Consider the following 16442-nt stretch of genomic DNA (forward strand, 5'->3'; position numbering starts at 1 on the left):
TCTAACTGGCCGTGATCAAACCGTCAACACCGCGCTTTTCAGCTCGTCCCCGCCAGCGAAGCAATTCGCCGTCGGGAGCAGGAAATTATGCGAGGTCTTCACAACTTCGTCAACTTCTTTTCGAGGAAATTTTCGAAGCGTCCTGCCCTGCAACACTCCCTCACCTTGCCCCGGTTCAACTTCGAATCAGGCCGCCGGTGAAGCGGGGCGCGAAGTATGGGAGGTGATGACGATCTTGTGAAGGGGTTGGGACACTTTTTTTTCAGACCTACCCTGCCACGGCGCCGAAACGCCCTCACATCAGGCGTTTCGGCTTGGACCACTGCGAGTTCGATCAGGCAGCGACAAGACGAATGCGACTGAAGTTGCGCTTGCCGACCTGAAGAATGCCTTCGAAGCCCGGGACGAAGACGCGCTGTAGATCTTCGAAGACTTCGCCATCCACCCGCACCGCGCGCTCCTTGAGCTTGCGATTGGCCTCCGAGTTGCTGGGCGTCAGGCCAGCGGCGGTGAGCAAGGCCGCCATGCGAACGCCTTCGGCCGGAATCACCACGTCCTGCAGTTCCAGCAGTTCTGCGTTGGCCTCACCGCGCACGACCGCCTCCCATCCGGCCACGGCTTGGTCTGCGGCCGCCGCGTCGTGGAAGCGGGTGGCCAGCTCGCGCGCCAGGCGCAGCTTCACTTCGCGCGGATTCAACCGACCCGCTGCCACCTCGACCTTCAGCTGCTTGGCCTCTTCGATGGAGATATCGAAGCTCAGCAGATCGATCCAGCGCCAGGTGAGCTCGTCGCTGATCTTCATGGTCTTGGTGACGATGTCGATGGCCGGCTCGCTGATGCCGATGTAGTTGCCCAGCGACTTGGACATCTTGTTGACGCCGTCCAGGCCCTCCAGCAACGGCATGGTCAGCACGATCTGCGGCTTCTGGCCGTAGTGTTCCTGCAGGCCGCGCCCCATCAGCAGGTTGAACTTCTGGTCGGTGCCGCCAAGTTCGACATCGGCCTCCAGCGCCACCGAGTCGTAGCCCTGCACCAGCGGATAGAGGAACTCATGCAGCGCGATGGACTGCTGGGCGGCGTAGCGCTTGGCGAAATCGTCGCGCTCCAGCATGCGGGCCACGGTGTGCTGGCCGGCAAGACGGATCATGTCGGCCGCCGCCATCTTGCCGAACCACTCACTATTGAAACGGACTTCGGTCTTGTCGCGGTCCAGCACCTTGAAGACCTGCTCCTCGTAGGTCCTGGCGTTGGCCAGCACGTCTTCGCGCGTGAGCGGCTTGCGGGTGACGTTCTTGCCGCTGGGGTCGCCGATCATTCCGGTGAAGTCGCCGATCAGGAAGATCACCTGATGCCCGAGCAGCTGGAACTGCCGCAGCTTGTTCAACAGCACCGTATGGCCCAGGTGCAGGTCCGGCGCGGTGGGATCGAAGCCCGCCTTGATCCGCAAGGGGCGCCCCAGCGCCAGCCGGGCCTGCAGTTCCTCGGATTTCAAAAGTTCATCGGCACCGCGGCCGATAAGTTGGAGTGCTTCTGCGTGGGACGTGGTCATCTTTTGATCTGAATACGCGTGAGGGAATGACAAAGGTGAACCTGCAGTTAAAGCTTCATTAAACCGTCCGGCAGCCGAAATTTCGAATCCACTCAATGGTTTGACGCAGGGTTTTCACGTGACTATGGTACGACGATTGGGCTCGCTGCCTGGGCCCGGGGTGAACGACAGCATGCAGACGAACGGGGACGGCAACCGCCGCAAGCAACGGTTCCGTGAACGCCTGGAGGTCCTCCGAGACTCCGAACTTCATCGCCACGTGCGCCGCCACCTGCCTTCGGGCGGCTGGACGCGGCGGCAGTGGATCCACGCCAGCCTGTTCACCACCATCGGCATCATGGTGGCCACCATCATCCCGGGTTTTTCCTCCGCCATCCCCGCGCCGAAGGCCACCCACGCCACGCTGGCGCTGGAGCTGCCCGAGCTGGAAGGCGATGCCGCGCAGGACCATGCCGGCGATAGCTGGCAGACCTTGCGCATCAAGCCGGGGCAAACCTTGGGCGGCTTGTTCGAGGAGCTGGAAATCCCGGCCACGACGATGCACCAGTTCCTGGCCAACGACGACTTCAAGGCGCTGATGCGTCGCTTGAAGCCTGGCACCGAAATCAGTTTCGACATGCCCGTGGGCGGCACGCTGCGGGCCCTGCGTTACGACCGCGACCTGTCCAGCCGGGTGGTGCTCTCGCTCAAGGGCGAGAAGGTGGTGGAGAAGGTGATCCCGCGCGAGACCACGACCCGTACCGTCGTGCTCAGCGGCAAGGTCGGCAGCTCGCTCAACCGCTCGGCGCGCAAGGCAGGGCTGACCGCCGCCAACATCAACGCGCTGACCGACGACATCTTCAAATACGACATCGACTTCAATTCCGACCTGGACAGCGACGACCGCTTCAGCGTGGTGGTCCAGCAGACCTGGCGCGAGGGCGAGCTGGTGGCCACCGGGCCGATCGAGGCGGCGACCTTCACCGTCGACGGAAAGCTGCACTCCGGCTTCCGCTACGCGCGCCCGGGCAGCACGGCCGAATACTTCACCGCGCAGGGACGGCCGCTGAAGAAGAGCTTCATCCGCATGCCGATTCCCTATGCCCGCCTGAGTTCCAAGTTCGGCGCGCGCAAGCATCCGGTGTTGGGCACCATGCGCATGCACAAGGGTGTGGACTACGCCGCGGTGACCGGCACGCCGATCATGGCCGCGGGCGATGCCAAGGTGCAGTTCGCCGGCGTGCAGCGCGGCTACGGCAACGTGGTGATCCTGGACCACGGCCGCGGCTACACCACGCTGTACGGACACATGTCGCGCATCGGCAAGGTGCGTCCGGGCCAGCGCATCGCACAGGGCACGGTGATCGGCTACGTCGGCTCGACCGGACTGGCGACCGGGCCGCATTTGCACTACGAATTCCGCGTCAACGGTGCGCACCGCAATCCGCTGTCGATCACCATGCCGCCGCCGGAGCCGCTGGGCGGGGCGCAGCTGGCCTCGTTCAAGACCCAGACCCGCGATGCCCTGGCGCGCATCCACACGGTGGAAAGCGCCATCTACGCGGACCTGGAGCCGGGAACGCCGGTGGAGAGCAAGGTCGATCGCGCCGCGGTCACCGAGGTCGCCGACGCCACCCCGGCCAAGGGCCAGAAGAAGGGCGGCAAGAAGAAAGCGGGCACGCGCAAGAAGCGCGGCTGAGCACGGCGGGCCGCAGCGGCCCGCGTCGCAGATCCAGGGCGCAGCCATCCGGCGGCGCCCTTTTCATTGACGGCTTTGGGTGGAAGGAAAGCGCATGTCCGAGTTGTTCCTTGGCCTGATGTCCGGCACCAGTGCCGACGGCATCGATGCGGCACTGGTGCGCTTCGAGGCGACACCGCAGTTGGTGGCTGCACGCACCTACCCGTGGGTCCCGGAGCTGCGCGCGCAGCTGGTCGCGCTGGGCCAGGGCGGGGACGTGACTTCTTTGGATGCGCTGGGCGAGCTGGAGACGCGGATCGGCCTGGCCTTCGCCGAGGCGGCCAATGCCTTGATGCGCGAGGCGGAGGTCGCCCCGGCCTCGGTGCGGGCGATCGGGTCGCACGGCCAGACCGTGCGCCATCGGCCCGCTGCCCGGCACCCCTTCACCTGGCAGATGGGCGATGCCAGCGTGCTGGCCGAGCGGTGCGGCATCACCACGGTGGCCGACTTCCGCCGCCGCGACGTCGCCGCCGGGGGCCAGGGCGCGCCGCTGATGCCGGCCTTCCATGCGGCCATGCTGCACGCGCAGACCGAGGACCGGGCGGTGCTAAACCTGGGTGGCATCGGCAACTTCACCCTGCTACCGACGAGCGGGCAGGTCCTGGGCTTCGACACCGGCCCGGCCAATGCCCTGATGGACGCCTGGTGCGAGCGTCACACCGGGCAGGCCTTCGACGCGTCCGGCGCGTTTGCCGCCAGCGGCCAGGTGCACGCCGGTCTGCTGCAGCGGCTGCTGGACGATGCGTGGTTCGCGCTGCCTCCGCCGAAAAGCACCGGGCGCGAGCAGTTCCATCTGGACTGGGTCGAGGCGGCACTGCAGGCGCTGGCGGTGTCGCCCGCCGACGTCCAGGCCACGCTGCTGGAACTGAGTGCGCAAACAGTGACCGATGCGCTGAAGGCGACCCAGCCGGGCACACGGCGCGTGCTGGTCTGTGGCGGCGGGGTCCACAACCCGCGGCTGCTGGATCGCATCGCGGCGCACCTGCCCGAGGTGGTCGTCGAATCGACCGCGGTGCATGGGCTGGACCCGGATTACGTGGAAGCCATGGGGTTCGCCTGGCTGGCGCGGGAAACCCTGGCCGGGCGGCCCGGCAACCTGCCCTCGGTCACCGGCGCGGCGGGTCCGCGGGTGCTGGGCGCCATCCATCCGGCGTGACCCCGGCCGGGCGCTGATGCGCCAGCGCAGCGGGTCGGGCGCGGGACATTGCGCGACCCTTCAGGCGCTCAACGGCCGAGGTTGGCGTTGAGTTCCGGCTGCACGATCTCGATCCAGTAGCCGTCCGGGTCCTTCACGAAGGCCACGTCCTTCATTTTGCCCTGGTCCGGGCGCTTGACGAAGGTCACCTCATTCGCATCGAACCAGGCCACGGCCTTGGCCAGGTCCGGGACGGCGAAGCAGATGTGGCCGAAACCCTGCGGCTGGGCGTTGCCATCGTGGTACTTGAAGTCGGCCTGTTCCTCGGTCCCCCAGTTGTGGGTCAGCTCCAGCAGGCCACGCTGGCCGAAGGTCCAGACCGTGCGCGCGCCAATGTCTTCCGGCACCTGCTCGTGCGTGTCCAGCTTGGCCAGGAAGAACAGCGAGAAGGCCATCTCGGGGAAGTCCAGCTTGCGCAGCAGCGACATGCCGAACACGCGCGTGTAGAAGGCCAGTGACACCGCCGGGTCCTTCACCCGCAGCATGGTGTGGTTGAGGACGAAGCCCTCGCTGTCGGCGGTGGGCGCGTGCACGCCGGGCTGCTGCTCGGTGGTGAATGCCATGGGAGGTCTCGTTGGGGATGCGGGGCGCCGCGGGCCGTGGAGGGTAACGCAGGGCTGCGGATGCGCGTGCAGTCGTGCGGCCCTTGCGCGTCAACCCTGTGTATCACGCGTGCGTCTTCGGTCGTTGGACCGGCATGGCAGCGGAGCGCCTCGCGCGTGCTTCTTCAGATCTCGCGCGATGAGCGACATGCCGGACGACGCGCCGTGAACTGGGGTGACGGGTCGACGCGCTTGGCACCGGGCAACATCGCTTTCGACACGGCGTAGCAGAAGTTGTCGGTCCCTTGATGCGACGCGCTGCTTCGCAGGCATTGCGCGAGCCAGTGTCGGACGGACTCGCGGCACAAGACGCTGCACATCTTCACTGCAGGCCACGCCATGCCAGGCAAGCCCGCGCTGAAAAGGTCGCCACTCGCAGACAGCCCAGTGTCAGCGCTGTCCGGCGAGCAAGTGGCCCGGCGCGGCAGGGCGCCAGGCCCCTCCGTCAGAAACCCTGGCCCTGCGGCAGCTGCCTGAGCGCGGCGATGGCTTCGGACAGGGCGTGGACCTCCCCGCTCTCCAGGCCGCCGCGGACCTGGCTCTCCAGGACGAACAGGCCCTGCTCGATCACCGCGGTGAGCGTTTCCTCCATGGCCCAGCCACGGGCTTCGGCGATGCGCGCGATACGGTCCTTGAGCAGCGGGTCAAGCGTCTGGGCAACTGAAGTCATGGCGTGTCCGTTGTGCTTGCGGGTTCGGCTTCCTTGATATGACGCCAAAGCCAGGCAAGCAAGGCCAGCGCCGGCACGATGGTCATCGCGCTGAGGAAGAAGAAGGTGCTGTAGGAGGTGGCTTCCACCAGGTAACCGGAGAAGCTGCCGCTGAACTTGCCCGGCAGATTGGCCAAGGACACCAGCAGGGCGAACTGGGTAGCGGTGAAGTTGCGGTCGGTCAGGGACGACATGAAGGCGACGATGACCGTGCCGGCGAAGCCCTGGCACAGGTTGTCGGCGCTGATGGCCAGGTAGAACGCCCACAGCTGGCCGGGATTGTGCGCCATCAGCAGGAAGGCCAGGTTCGAGAAAGCCACGCCCAGCGCCGCCACCAACAGCATCTTGCGATAGCCGAAGTACGCCACCGCGCCACCGCCGAGGAACGCCCCGAGGATGCCCATCCAGATCCCGAAGACCTTGGCCACCGTGGCGATCTCGGCCTTGGTGTAGCCGCTGTCCAGATAGAAGGGCCCGGCCATCACGCCGATGACCTGATCGGGGAACTTGTAGATACCGACGAACACGAGCACCACGATGGAAAAGGCCACACCATGGCTAGAGAAGAAGCTGCTGATCGGCTCCCAGAACGCCTGCGCGGCATCGACCCGGCGGATCTGCTCGCCCTCGGGCCGCGGCGGTTCACGGCACAGCAGCGTGGTCAGGATGGGCAGCAGCATCAGTCCGGCCATCGCGGCATATGCCCACTGCCAGTCGACGAAATCGGCCACGTACAGCGCCCCGGCCCCGCCCAGGATCAGCCCGATGCGATAGCCGAGGGTGTAGGTGGCGGCCAGCGCGGCCTGCGCGTTCTTCGGGGCGATCTCGATGCGGTAGGCATCGACCACCGAGTCCTGGGTGGCGCCGGCAAACGAAGCGACCAGCACCCAGACCACCAGCCACCACACGCCTTGCTCAGGGTGCGTGGCGCCGATGGCGAACAGCCCGACCAGCACGGTGACCTGCGAGAACAGCAGCCAGGAACGGCGGCGGCCCATCGCGCCCAGTCCGGGAAAAGCGAAGCGGTCGATCAACGGCGCCCACACGAACTTCAGCAGGTAGAAGAAGCTCGCCAGGCTGATCAGCCCGATGCTGCCCAGGTCCAGGCCGACATCGCGCAAGCGCGTGGACAGCGTTTGCGATGCGATCAACAGGAACGGCAGGCCGCTGCCGAAGCCCAGCACCGCCATCGTCAGTGCCGCCGGCGTGGCGAAGGCGCGACGGATGCCTTGCCAGCCCTTGTAGGACGGCGCCTGCGTCGACGCGACCGGTGCACTCACTCGGCGTAGTCCACGGTGAACGGCGCGTGGTCGGAGAAGCGCTGCTCGCGGTAGATCGCGCAGCGTTGCAGGCGATCGCGCAGGCCCGGGGTGACGAACTGGTAGTCGATGCGCCACCCCACGTCGTTGGCGCGCGCCGCGCCGCGGTTGGACCACCAGGTGTAATCCTGGCCCTGCGGATGCAGCACGCGGTAGGCATCGACCCAGCCACGGCCACTGCCGGCATCGGCATCCTCAAGCACGTCGGCGCACAGGCCGTTGAGCCAGTCGCGCTCGGGGGGCAGGCAACCGGAGTTCTTCTGGTTGGATTTCCAGTTCTTGATGTCCAGCGCGCTGCGCACGATGTTCCAGTCGCCGCACAGCACGTACTCGCGGCCGCTGGCCAGCCACTGCTCCAGAATCGGCCGTAGCCAGGCCATGACCCTGAACTTGTACTCCTGCCGGATCTCGCCGGAAGAGCCGGAGGGGATGTAGAAGGACACCACACTCAGGTTGCCGTAGCGCGCCTCGATGTAGCGGCCTTCCTCGTCGAACTCGGCCCAGCCCAGCGCCGTGCGCACCTCGTCCGGCTCGCGCCTGCTGTAGATCGCCACGCCGCTGTAGCCCTTCTTCGTGGTGGCATCGCGGAACCAGGCCTTGTAGCCCTCGGGCAGGAAGGTCGGACCGGTGAGCTGGTGCTCCTGGGCCTTGGTCTCCTGGATGCACAGCACGTCGGCGTCCTGCTGGCTGAACCAGTCGAAGAAGCCCTTGGTGGCGGCGGAGCGAAGCCCGTTGGCGTTGAAGCTGATGATGCGCATTGCGTGCCGTGCGTGAGCGAAACCGGCGCCCAGCATACCGCCGCGGCCGACGACAGGCCTGCCATCGGCCCCGCGGGTTGCTACGCTGTCCTCCCCTGCACGCCCCCACCCGAGCCCCGTGAACGACTACCGCTCCCGCTTCCTGCAGCTGGCCCTGCATGCCAACGCCCTGCGCTTTGGCGAATTCACCCTCAAATCCGGTCGCATCAGCCCGTACTTCTTCAATGCCGGGCGCTTCGACCGCGGCCAGGCGCTGGCGACGCTGGCGACCTGCTACGCCGATGCGATCGAGGCCTCCGGGGTCCAGTTCGACCTGCTGTTCGGCCCGGCCTACAAGGGCATTCCGCTGGCGTCGGCGCTGGGCGTGGAGTTCGCCCGCCGTGGCCGCGACCTGCCGATCGCCTTCAACCGCAAGGAGGCCAAGGACCACGGCGAGGGCGGCATGCTGATCGGCGCGCCGCTGGAAGAGCGCCGGGTGCTGATCGTGGATGACGTGATCACCGCCGGCACCGCCATCCGCGAGGCGCTGGGCCTGATCCGCGCTGGCGGCGGTGAGCCGGCGGGCATCGTGGTGGCCCTGGACCGCCAGGAGATGCTGGGCGATCCGGCCAGCGGCCAGGCGCGGCGCTCGGCGGCGCAGGCCGTGGCCGAGGAGACCAGCGTTCCCGTGACCGCGGTCGCGACCCTGTCCGACCTGCTTGCATTCGCCGGGGAAAACGCCGACCTTGTGCGCCACCGCGACCAGCTGCTCGCCTACCGGGCGCGCTACGGCAGCGGCCACTCGGACACATGACAGCAGGGGGCTGTTGATGTTCAAGCCTCGCACCATCGCCCATTGCGCCCTGGCGGCCTTGCTGTGGCCCCTGGCCGTGGCCGCGCAGGACGCCCCGGCCCCGCAGAAGAAGCTGTATTGCTGGAACGACCGCGGCACCCGCGTGTGCAGTGATGCGCTGCCGCCGGAGCAGGTCAACAACGCGCGCCAGGAGTTCAGCGCCAACAGCGGCGCGCGGACCAGCTCGGTGGCGGCGGCGATGACCGACGAGGAGCGCGCCAACGCCGCCCTGGTAGCCGCGCAGGAACAAGCCGACGCGGCGGCCGCCGAGACCAAGCGCCGCACCGAGCAGGCGATGCTGACCTCCTACGCCAGCGAGGACGATCTCCGGCGCGTGTTCGGCGAGCGCACCGCGTTGCTGGACAACAACGTCAAGACCGCGCGCTACAACATCGCCAGCCTGCGCGAGGGCCTGGTCATGCTCTTGCAGAGGGCCGGTGAGCGCGAGCTGGGCGGCAAGCCGGTGGACGCCAAGCTGGCGGGTGAAATTGCCGAGCGCCATCGGGTGCTGCTGGAGCAGCAGCGCATGGCCACGCGCTTCGAGACCCAACGCGCGTCGCTGGACGATGACATCACCGAGACCCTGGAGCGCTATCGGCAGATGAAACAGCCGGACGCGCCGGGCGCGTGACCCGGGATCTATGCAGATCTATTCGCACATCCTTTCCATTCGGATCTCACACTCCGCCCTGGATCCGGACCTCGTGACCCGCACGCTAGGGCTGACTCCAGAGGTCACCTGGAAAGCTGGCGAGCCTCGCAAAACGCCCAAGGGGACCTTGCTCAAGGGCACACGGTCTAGCGGCTACTGGACGACCGATCCTTTCGGCTATGGCTGGAGAGAAAGTCCCGAAGCGACAGTCGAGGATGGCCTGGAAGAGTTGGTGTCGTTTCTGGAGCCGCATCGGGACTATTTGCGTGGGATCGCCCAGGATGGTCGGGTCGAGATCTGGGCCAGCACTCAGAGCGACCGGAATTTCGCCATTGAGCTTGCACCGCACATGCTGTTGCGCATTGGAACGCTAGGCGCCAGCCTGGTGCACGACGTCTACTAGGCCCTATCGCCGTATGGCGGCGTAGATCAGTCACGCCGCAGTGTTCTCGACGCTCCGCGTTTAGAACGTCAGCGTCAGCTCCGGCGCCACCTGCTGCAGCGTGCCGCGGAAGGCGTCGCGGATGCGATCCAGTGCGGCCTGGTCGTCGGCCTCGAAGCGCAGCACCAGCACCGGGGTGGTGTTGGAAGCCCGCAGCAGGCCCCAGCCATCGTCCCAGTCCGCGCGCAGGCCATCGATGGTCGACAGGCGCGCACCTTCGAACTGCGTCACCTCGACGAAGCGCTCGACGATCTCATGCGGCGAGGCCTCGCCCACGGCCACCTTCAGCTCCGGCGTGGACACGCCGTTGGGCAGGGCCGCCAGCGTATCGCTGGGGGCCTCCTCACTGGCGGCCAGGATCTCCAGCAGGCGCGCGGCGGCATACAGGCCGTCGTCGAAGCCGTACCAGCGCTCCTGGAAGAAGAAGTGGCCGCTCATCTCGCCGGCCAGCTCGGCGCCGGTCTCGCGCATGCGACCCTTGATCAGCGAATGCCCGGTCCGCCACATCATCGGCGTGCCACCGTGGCGCAGCACCCAGCCCTGCAGCTTGCCGGTGCACTTGACGTCGTAGATCACCATCGCGCCCGGGTTGCGCTCCAGCACGTCGCCGGCGAACAGCATCAGCAGGCGGTCGGCATAGATGATCTCGCCTTCGCGCGTGACCACGCCCAGGCGGTCGCCATCGCCGTCGAAAGCCAGGCCGATGTCGGCGTTGAAGCGCTGCACCGTCTGGATCAGGTCCTGAAGGTTGTGCGGTTCGCTGGGGTCGGGGTGATGGTTGGGGAAGGTGCCATCGACGTCGCAGTACAGCGGGATGGCCTCGGCGCCAATGGCCTCCATCAGGGCGGGGGCGAACTCGCCGGCCACGCCGTTGCCTGCGTCGATCACCACCTTGAGCGGACGCGCCAGCTGCACGTCGCCGGCGATGCGCTCCAGGTAATCCTGGGCCACGTCGCGGGCCTCCAGGCTGCCCTTGTCGGTGGAGATCAGCTGGCCTTCGGTGATGCGGGTGTACAGCGCGGTGATGGCCTCGCCCGATAGCGTCTCGCCGCCGATGACGATCTTGAACCCGTTGTAGTCCGGCGGGTTGTGGCTGCCGGTGACCGCCACGCAGCTACCGGTCTGCAGGTGATAGGCGGCGAAGTAGCACACCGGCGTGGGCGCCAGGCCGATGTCGATGACGTCGATGCCGGCCCGGCGCAGTCCTTCGATCAGGCCCGCGGACAGCTCAGGCCCGGACAGTCGGCCGTCGCGCCCCACCACCACGTTGTTGAAGCCGGCCTCGGACATCACCGAGCCGATGGCCTGGCCGATCAACTCGGCGGTGCGCACGGTGAGGCTGCCGCCCACCACGCCGCGGATGTCGTAGGCGCGGAAGATCCCCGGATCGACATGGCCGCCCGCAGCGCTGCCCACTGCTTTCTTCGCCGGTGCCTCGCTGGTCTCGGTTCGCGCCGGCACAGGGGGCGCTTCGCGCTTGATCGCCTCGCCGAAGGTGACATCGCTGCCGTGGGCGACCGCGCCCGGCTCGCGCTTGCGCGCCAGGGCCAGGGTCGGCACGCGCAGGCGCTGGAAGGCCAGCAGCACGCTCAGGGCGGCCACCAGCAGCAGCAGGCCGGCCACGATCAGGCACTGCACCGCGCCCAGGCCCATCGGCCCTTCGCTGATCGCAGGCGTGGCCTCGACCACGCGCAGGCCGCTGGTGCCCACGGAGCGGCCACCGGAATCGGCGCTGGCCGACAGGCTGGCATCGCCCGATTCGGCCACCGTGTGGCTGCCCTGACGCAAGGCCAGATACGCCCCTTCGGGCAGGGCGGCGTTACTGACCGCCGCGGTCACCGCGGTGGCCGGCAACACGGCATAGACCACATGGCCCCCTGTTGCGGCGGCCACGCCCAGCACCGGCTGCTTGCGCTCAAGCACGATGCCCGCCTGCGGCTGGCCCTGCTCGAGCGCGCGTTCCAGCAGTGCCAGCTTGGCGTAGCCGAAGGTGCCGGCATCGGCATAGCCGGCTTCCAGGGCGGCCTCCAGCACCTGGACATCCTTGACGTCCTGCCAGCCCGCACGCACGGCCTGCGCGGCCGCGGCGGTGTCGCCCGCGGCCAGCGCGGCGCCGACTTCGGGCTTGGCCACGCGTTGGGCCAGCTGGCTGCCCTGGGTGGCCAGCACCTGCTGCATCGCAGCCACGGCCTCCTCGCGCGCCGCCAGGGCCTGCTGCTCATGCCGCTCGGAACTCAGCAGGCTCCAGCCGCCCCAGCCGAACCAGGCCGCCAGCAGCACCAGCACCACGGCCAGCAGCGGCAGCGATTGCCGCCTGTCCTGCAGATTCAACTCCAAGCCCTTCTTTTTCCCCGCCATGCGTCACAGCCCCCTGTCAGCGCACACCCGTGTGGCCAAAGCCCCCCTCGCCACGCGTGCTTCCGGTAAATGAATCCACGACCTGCAAGCTTACGCGGGTGATGGGCTGGATCACCAACTGGGCGATGCGATCGCCGGGCTGAATCGTGAACGGCTCCCCGGAACGGTTCCAGGTGCTGATCAGCAGCGGCCCCTGGTAGTCGGCATCGATCAGGCCGGTGCCGTTGCCCAGCACGATGCCGTGGCGGTGGCCCAGACCCGAGCGCGGCAGGATGATGCCGCACAGCGCCGGGTCGCCGATGTGGATGGAGATGCCGCTGGGAATCAGCGCGCTCTCGCCGCCGGCCAGGGTCATCGGCGCCTCGATCGCCGCGCGCAGGTCCAGCCCGGCGCTGGCCTCGGTGGCGTAGGCCGGCAGCGGCCATTCGTCGCCGTATCGGGGATCGAGCAGTTTCAGCTGCAGGGCGTGGCTCATGCGTTCAATCGCTCGACGATCAGATCGACCAGCCGGTCGGCCAGTTCGGTCTTGGGGGCGGAGGAGAAGTCGCGCTCGCCGTCCTTCCAGTAGGCGGTCATCGCATTGCGGTCGCTCTCGAAGCCGCCATCGGGGATGCCCACGCGATTGGCCACGATCATGTCCAGGCGCTTGGCCAGCAGCTTGCCGCGGGCGTACTCGGCCACGTTCTCGGTTTCGGCGGCGAATCCCACCACCAGCTTCAGGGCCTGCTCGGAGGCGGCCACCTCGGCCAGGATGTCCGGCGTGCGCACCAGGTCCAGGTCCAGCCGCTCGCTGGATTTCTTGATCTTGTTGGCCATCTGCGTGCGTGGGGTGTAGTCGGCCACGGCGGCCGCGCCGATGTAGATGTCCGCCGGCAGCGCGCCCAGCACGGCCTGGCGCATCTGCACCGCTGAGCGCACGTCGATCCGGCTCACCCCGACCGGGGTGGGCAGGCTGACCGGGCCGGCCACCAGCAGCACCTCGGCGCCGCGGCGCGCGGCGGCGGCGGCGATGGCAAACCCCATCTTGCCGCTGCTGCGATTGCCCAGGTAACGCACCGGGTCCAGGTCCTCGTAGGTGGGTCCGGCGCTGACCACCACGCGCTCGCCGGCCAGGGTCTGCGCCAGGGCCGGCGCGGCCTGCTCGGCCGTGCGGGACAGGGCCGCGACGATCGCGGTCGGTTCGGTCAGGCGGCCCGGGCCGGACTCGCCCTCGGCCAGCGGGCCGTCTTCCGGGCCGATGACCTGCACCCCGCGCTGCCTGAGCAGCTGCACGTTGGCCTGGGTGGCCGGGTGCGCCCACATCACGTGGTTCATCGCCGGGCACACGGTGATCGGCGCGGTGGTGGCCAGGCACAGGGTGGTGACCAGATCGTCGGCCAGGCCCTGGGCCAGGTGCGCCAGCAGATCGGCGGTGGCCGGGGCGATCAGCACCCGGTCGGCCCAGCGGGCCAGCTCGATATGCCCCATCGAGGCCTCGGCGTGGCTGTCCCACAGCGTGGTGCGGGTGGGATGGCCGGACAGGGCCTGGAAGGTCAGTGGGGTGACGAATTGCTGGGCACCGGCGGTCATGGCGACCTGCACCTGCGCCCCGGCATCGCGCAGACGGCGCACCAGGTCCAGCGACTTGTAAGCGGCGATGCCGCCACCCACGCACAGCAACACACGTTGTCCCAGCAGCGCTTGGTTCACGTGGGAAAGTTCCGACTTGCCAACAGGCCGCTAGCTTACCCGATGCCCCGCGCGCCCCTGATGCCAGCGAAGCATGTGCCGATGCACATTCGTCACATGCGCCAGGGCCGCGCCATGTCGGCGCGCCGATGCGCCGACCCCGAGGACCCCTGCATGCACATCCGCGACTGGCCCGCCGGCGAACGCCCCCGAGAAAAACTGCTGCTGCGCGGCGCCGCCGTGCTCTCCGACGCCGAACTGCTGGCGATCTTCCTCGGCTCGGGCCTGCCCGGTCGGGATGCGGTGCAGACCGCGCGCGATCTGTTGCGGCAGCACGGCCCGCTGCGCCGGCTGCTGGACTGCTCCGCCAAGGCCCTGGCCAAGCTGCCGGGCCTGGGCCCGGCGCGCGCCAGCGCGCTGTGCGCCGCCCTTGAGCTGAGCCAGCGACATCTGGCCGCCGAGCTGGAGCGCGGCCAGGCCCTGGCCGACCCGCACGCGGCCGGCCGCTACTTCAGCCAGCGCCTGCGCGGGCGACCGCACGAGGTCTTCGCCGCGCTGTTTCTGGACAGCCGGCATCGCGCGCTGGGCTTCGAGGAGCTGTTCACCGGCACCGTGGACAGCGCCGAGGTCCATCCGCGCGAAGTGGTGCGGCGGGCGCTGTCGCACAATGCCGCCGCCGTGATCGTGGGCCATAACCACCCTTCCGGCTGCAGCGAGCCTTCGGCGGCGGACCGCGCCATCACCGCGCGGCTCAAGCAGGCGCTGGCCCTGGTGGATGTGCGTCTGCTGGACCATGTGGTGATCGGCGACGGCATGCCCGTGTCCATGGCCGCACGGGGTGAGCTGTAGGCGGATGGGGCAGCGATCGGGCGCATTCGGGCGTGCAACGGGCGCGGTGGGCTAAAATCGCCGGTCCGCGTTGTCAGCCAGCGACCCATCCCTGTGAAATCCCCCCTACGCGCCTTGATCCTGCAAGGCATCGATGCCCTGCGCCAGAACGGCACCCTGCCGGCCGATGCGGCCACGCCGGACTTCGTGGTCGAGCGGCCCAAGACCCGTGAACACGGCGATTTCGCCACCAATGCCGCCATGCTGCTGGCCAAGGCCGCGCGCAGCAATCCGCGCGCGGTGGCGCAGGCGCTGCTGGATGCGATGCCCGCCAATGCGGACATCGCCAAGGTCGAGATCGCAGGCCCGGGCTTCATCAATTTCCACTTCAGCGCCGCCGCCTACCAGCGCGAGGCCGCCAACGTGCTGGCGCAGGGCGCCGGCTACGGGCGCAACGACAGCGGCGCGGGCAAGACCGTGGGCGTGGAATACGTCTCGGCCAATCCCACCGGGCCGCTGCACGTGGGCCACGGTCGCGCCGCGGTGATCGGTGACTGCCTGGGCCGGGTGCTGGCCGCCAACGGCTGGGACGTCAAGCGCGAGTTTTACTACAACGACGCCGGCGTGCAGATCGAAAACCTGGCCAAGTCCACCTTCGCGCGCCTGCACGGGCTCAAGCCGGGCGATGCGCAATGGCCGGAGGCCGCCTACAACGGCGACTACATCGCCGATGTCGCCGCGGCCTACCTGCGCGGCGATGCCATCGAGCTCGAAGGCCAGACCGTGACCGGCAGCGGCGACATCGAGGATCTCGATGCGATCCGCCGCTTCGCCGTGGCCTACCTGCGTCGCGAGCAGAACGCCGACCTGGCCGCTTTCGGCGTCGGCTTCGATGTGTATTTCCTGGAGAGCTCGCTGTACCAGGACGGCAAGGTCGAGGAAACCGTGGCCAGGCTCAATGCCTCGGGCCATACCTACGAGGAGGGCGGCGCGCTGTGGCTGCGTTCGACCGACTTCGGTGACGACAAGGACCGCGTCATGCGCAAGTCCGACGGCACCTACACCTACTTCCTGCCCGACGTGGCCTACCACCTGTCCAAGTGGCAGCGCGGCTACGAGCGCGCCATCACCGAGCTGGGCGCCGACCACCATGGCTCGCTGGCGCGCGTGCGCGCCGGGCTGCAGGCGCTGGACGTGGGCATCCCCCAGGGCTGGCCGGAGTACGTGCTGCACCAGATGGTCACGGTGATGCGCGGCGGCGAGGAAGTGAAGCTGTCCAAGCGCGCCGGCAGCTACCTGACCTTGCGCGACCTGATCGAGGAAGCCGGCGCCGATGCCACGCGTTGGTTCCTGATCGCGCGCAAGCCGGACTCGCAGCTGACCTTCGACATCGACCTGGCCCGCCAGCAGAGCAACGACAATCCGGTGTTCTACGTGCAGTACGCGCACGCGCGCATCTGCAGCCTGCTGCGCCAGCTGGCCGAGAAGGGCCTGTCGGCCTACGACCAGGGCGCGGGCATCGAGGGACTTTCGGGTCTGGACGATGCCGCCTCGCTGGCGCTGATGGTGGAACTGTCGCGCTATCCGGAAGTGGTGGAAGCGGCCGGCCAGTCGCTGGAGCCCCATGCCATCGCGCAATACCTGCGGGAACTGGCCTATGCTTTCCACACTTGGTACGGCGCCACGCCGGTGCTGGTGGAAGATGCCGCCGCGCGCAACGCGCGCCTGGCCCTGGCGATGGCCACCCGTCAGGCGCTGGCCAACGGCCTGGACCTGCTGGGCGTCAGCGCGCCCGAGCGCATGTAATCGCAGA

At 68.2% G+C, this 16442-nt stretch carries 15 protein-coding genes; 7 read left to right on the forward strand and 8 right to left on the reverse strand.

Annotated elements, in window-relative coordinates; genetic code table 11:
• Window positions 1-334 precede the first annotated feature (334 nt).
• Complete coding sequence (gene tyrS / locus EPA99_RS16895; RefSeq protein ID WP_129472427.1) at window positions 335-1549, reverse strand: tyrosine--tRNA ligase; 1215 nt, start codon at window positions 1547-1549, stop codon at window positions 335-337.
• Window positions 1550-1721: 172 nt separating this feature from the next.
• Here tyrS and EPA99_RS16900 point away from each other — a divergent pair, with 172 nt between their 5' ends.
• Together EPA99_RS16900 and EPA99_RS16905 are read left to right on the forward strand one after the other, a co-directional pair.
• Window positions 1722-3227, forward strand: coding sequence for a M23 family metallopeptidase (locus EPA99_RS16900; protein ID WP_129472428.1), 1506 nt, complete (start codon window positions 1722-1724; stop codon window positions 3225-3227).
• A 94-nt stretch (window positions 3228-3321) separates the two neighbouring features.
• Window positions 3322-4422, forward strand: a complete 1101-nt coding sequence (locus EPA99_RS16905; protein ID WP_129472429.1) for an anhydro-N-acetylmuramic acid kinase — start codon at window positions 3322-3324, stop codon at window positions 4420-4422.
• 68 nt (window positions 4423-4490) lie between these two features.
• Here the strand turns inward: EPA99_RS16905 and gloA are convergent, their stop codons facing one another.
• The 4 genes from gloA to EPA99_RS16925 all read right to left on the reverse strand — a co-directional run bounded on the left by gloA (window position 4491) and on the right by EPA99_RS16925 (window position 7849).
• A complete protein-coding gene (gene gloA / locus EPA99_RS16910; RefSeq protein ID WP_129472430.1) occupies window positions 4491-5024 on the reverse strand; it encodes a lactoylglutathione lyase in 534 nt (177 codons plus the stop codon).
• A gap of 484 nt (window positions 5025-5508) precedes the next feature.
• Window positions 5509-5733, reverse strand: coding sequence for a hypothetical protein (locus EPA99_RS16915; protein ID WP_129472431.1), 225 nt, complete (start codon window positions 5731-5733; stop codon window positions 5509-5511).
• Window positions 5730-7052: an AmpG family muropeptide MFS transporter gene (locus tag EPA99_RS16920; RefSeq protein WP_241688438.1), complete on the reverse strand. Its 1323-nt coding sequence runs from the start codon at window positions 7050-7052 to the stop codon at window positions 5730-5732. The genes EPA99_RS16915 and EPA99_RS16920 overlap by 4 nt, the downstream gene beginning before the upstream one ends.
• Entirely contained in the window at window positions 7049-7849 is an 801-nt protein-coding gene (locus EPA99_RS16925) for an exodeoxyribonuclease III (RefSeq protein ID WP_129472432.1), read from the reverse strand. The genes EPA99_RS16920 and EPA99_RS16925 overlap by 4 nt, the downstream gene beginning before the upstream one ends.
• Before the next feature lie 118 nt (window positions 7850-7967).
• On the opposite strand from EPA99_RS16925, the gene pyrE reads away from it, so the two are divergent.
• From pyrE to EPA99_RS16940, 3 genes are read left to right on the forward strand one after another with little or no spacing between them, the layout of a single operon-like run.
• Window positions 7968-8642, forward strand: coding sequence for an orotate phosphoribosyltransferase (pyrE, locus tag EPA99_RS16930; RefSeq protein ID WP_129472433.1), 675 nt, complete (start codon window positions 7968-7970; stop codon window positions 8640-8642).
• 16 nt (window positions 8643-8658) lie between these two features.
• A complete protein-coding gene (locus EPA99_RS16935; protein ID WP_241688439.1) occupies window positions 8659-9312 on the forward strand; it encodes a hypothetical protein in 654 nt (217 codons plus the stop codon).
• Window positions 9313-9322: 10 nt separating this feature from the next.
• A complete protein-coding gene (locus tag EPA99_RS16940) occupies window positions 9323-9736 on the forward strand; it encodes a DUF4279 domain-containing protein (protein WP_129472434.1) in 414 nt (137 codons plus the stop codon).
• 60 nt (window positions 9737-9796) lie between these two features.
• Here EPA99_RS16940 and EPA99_RS16945 read toward each other — a convergent pair whose 3' ends face one another.
• Genes EPA99_RS16945 through coaBC form a run of 3 tightly spaced genes read right to left on the reverse strand, consistent with a single transcriptional unit; the run spans window position 9797 to window position 13822 of the window.
• Complete coding sequence (locus tag EPA99_RS16945) at window positions 9797-12133, reverse strand: phosphomannomutase/phosphoglucomutase (protein ID WP_129472435.1); 2337 nt, start codon at window positions 12131-12133, stop codon at window positions 9797-9799.
• Between the two features lie 16 nt (window positions 12134-12149).
• Window positions 12150-12608 (reverse strand): dUTP diphosphatase, encoded by a 459-nt coding sequence (gene dut / locus EPA99_RS16950; RefSeq protein ID WP_129472436.1) that lies wholly within the window; start codon window positions 12606-12608, stop codon window positions 12150-12152.
• Window positions 12605-13822: a bifunctional phosphopantothenoylcysteine decarboxylase/phosphopantothenate--cysteine ligase CoaBC gene (gene coaBC, locus EPA99_RS16955; RefSeq protein ID WP_129472437.1), complete on the reverse strand. Its 1218-nt coding sequence runs from the start codon at window positions 13820-13822 to the stop codon at window positions 12605-12607. The genes dut and coaBC overlap by 4 nt, the downstream gene beginning before the upstream one ends.
• A 153-nt stretch (window positions 13823-13975) precedes the next feature.
• Between coaBC and radC the strand changes: the two genes are divergently transcribed.
• Together radC and argS are read left to right on the forward strand one after the other, a co-directional pair.
• Window positions 13976-14650: a RadC family protein gene (gene radC / locus EPA99_RS16960; protein WP_129472492.1), complete on the forward strand. Its 675-nt coding sequence runs from the start codon at window positions 13976-13978 to the stop codon at window positions 14648-14650.
• Between the two features lie 93 nt (window positions 14651-14743).
• The gene (gene argS, locus EPA99_RS16965; protein ID WP_129472438.1) at window positions 14744-16435 is read left to right on the forward strand and encodes an arginine--tRNA ligase; all 1692 of its coding nucleotides are present in this window, start codon (window positions 14744-14746) and stop codon (window positions 16433-16435) included.
• Window positions 16436-16442: the final 7 nt, after the last annotated feature.

This window comes from Pseudoxanthomonas composti (assembly GCF_004122095.1).
GTDB lineage: Bacteria > Pseudomonadota > Gammaproteobacteria > Xanthomonadales > Xanthomonadaceae > Pseudoxanthomonas_A > Pseudoxanthomonas_A composti.

Coding starts and splice junctions, on each gene's coding strand:
- EPA99_RS16935 (WP_241688439.1), top strand. CDS start 8,659: ATGTTCAAGCCTCGCACCATCGCCCATTGCGCCCTGGCGGCCTTGCTG.
- tyrS (WP_129472427.1), bottom strand. CDS start 1,549: ATGACCACGTCCCACGCAGAAGCACTCCAACTTATCGGCCGCGGTGCC.
- EPA99_RS16945 (WP_129472435.1), bottom strand. CDS start 12,133: ATGGCGGGGAAAAAGAAGGGCTTGGAGTTGAATCTGCAGGACAGGCGG.
- EPA99_RS16900 (WP_129472428.1), top strand. CDS start 1,722: ATGCAGACGAACGGGGACGGCAACCGCCGCAAGCAACGGTTCCGTGAA.
- gloA (WP_129472430.1), bottom strand. CDS start 5,024: ATGGCATTCACCACCGAGCAGCAGCCCGGCGTGCACGCGCCCACCGCC.
- EPA99_RS16940 (WP_129472434.1), top strand. CDS start 9,323: ATGCAGATCTATTCGCACATCCTTTCCATTCGGATCTCACACTCCGCC.
- radC (WP_129472492.1), top strand. CDS start 13,976: ATGCACATCCGCGACTGGCCCGCCGGCGAACGCCCCCGAGAAAAACTG.
- EPA99_RS16905 (WP_129472429.1), top strand. CDS start 3,322: ATGTCCGAGTTGTTCCTTGGCCTGATGTCCGGCACCAGTGCCGACGGC.
- EPA99_RS16925 (WP_129472432.1), bottom strand. CDS start 7,849: ATGCGCATCATCAGCTTCAACGCCAACGGGCTTCGCTCCGCCGCCACC.
- dut (WP_129472436.1), bottom strand. CDS start 12,608: ATGAGCCACGCCCTGCAGCTGAAACTGCTCGATCCCCGATACGGCGAC.
- EPA99_RS16915 (WP_129472431.1), bottom strand. CDS start 5,733: ATGACTTCAGTTGCCCAGACGCTTGACCCGCTGCTCAAGGACCGTATC.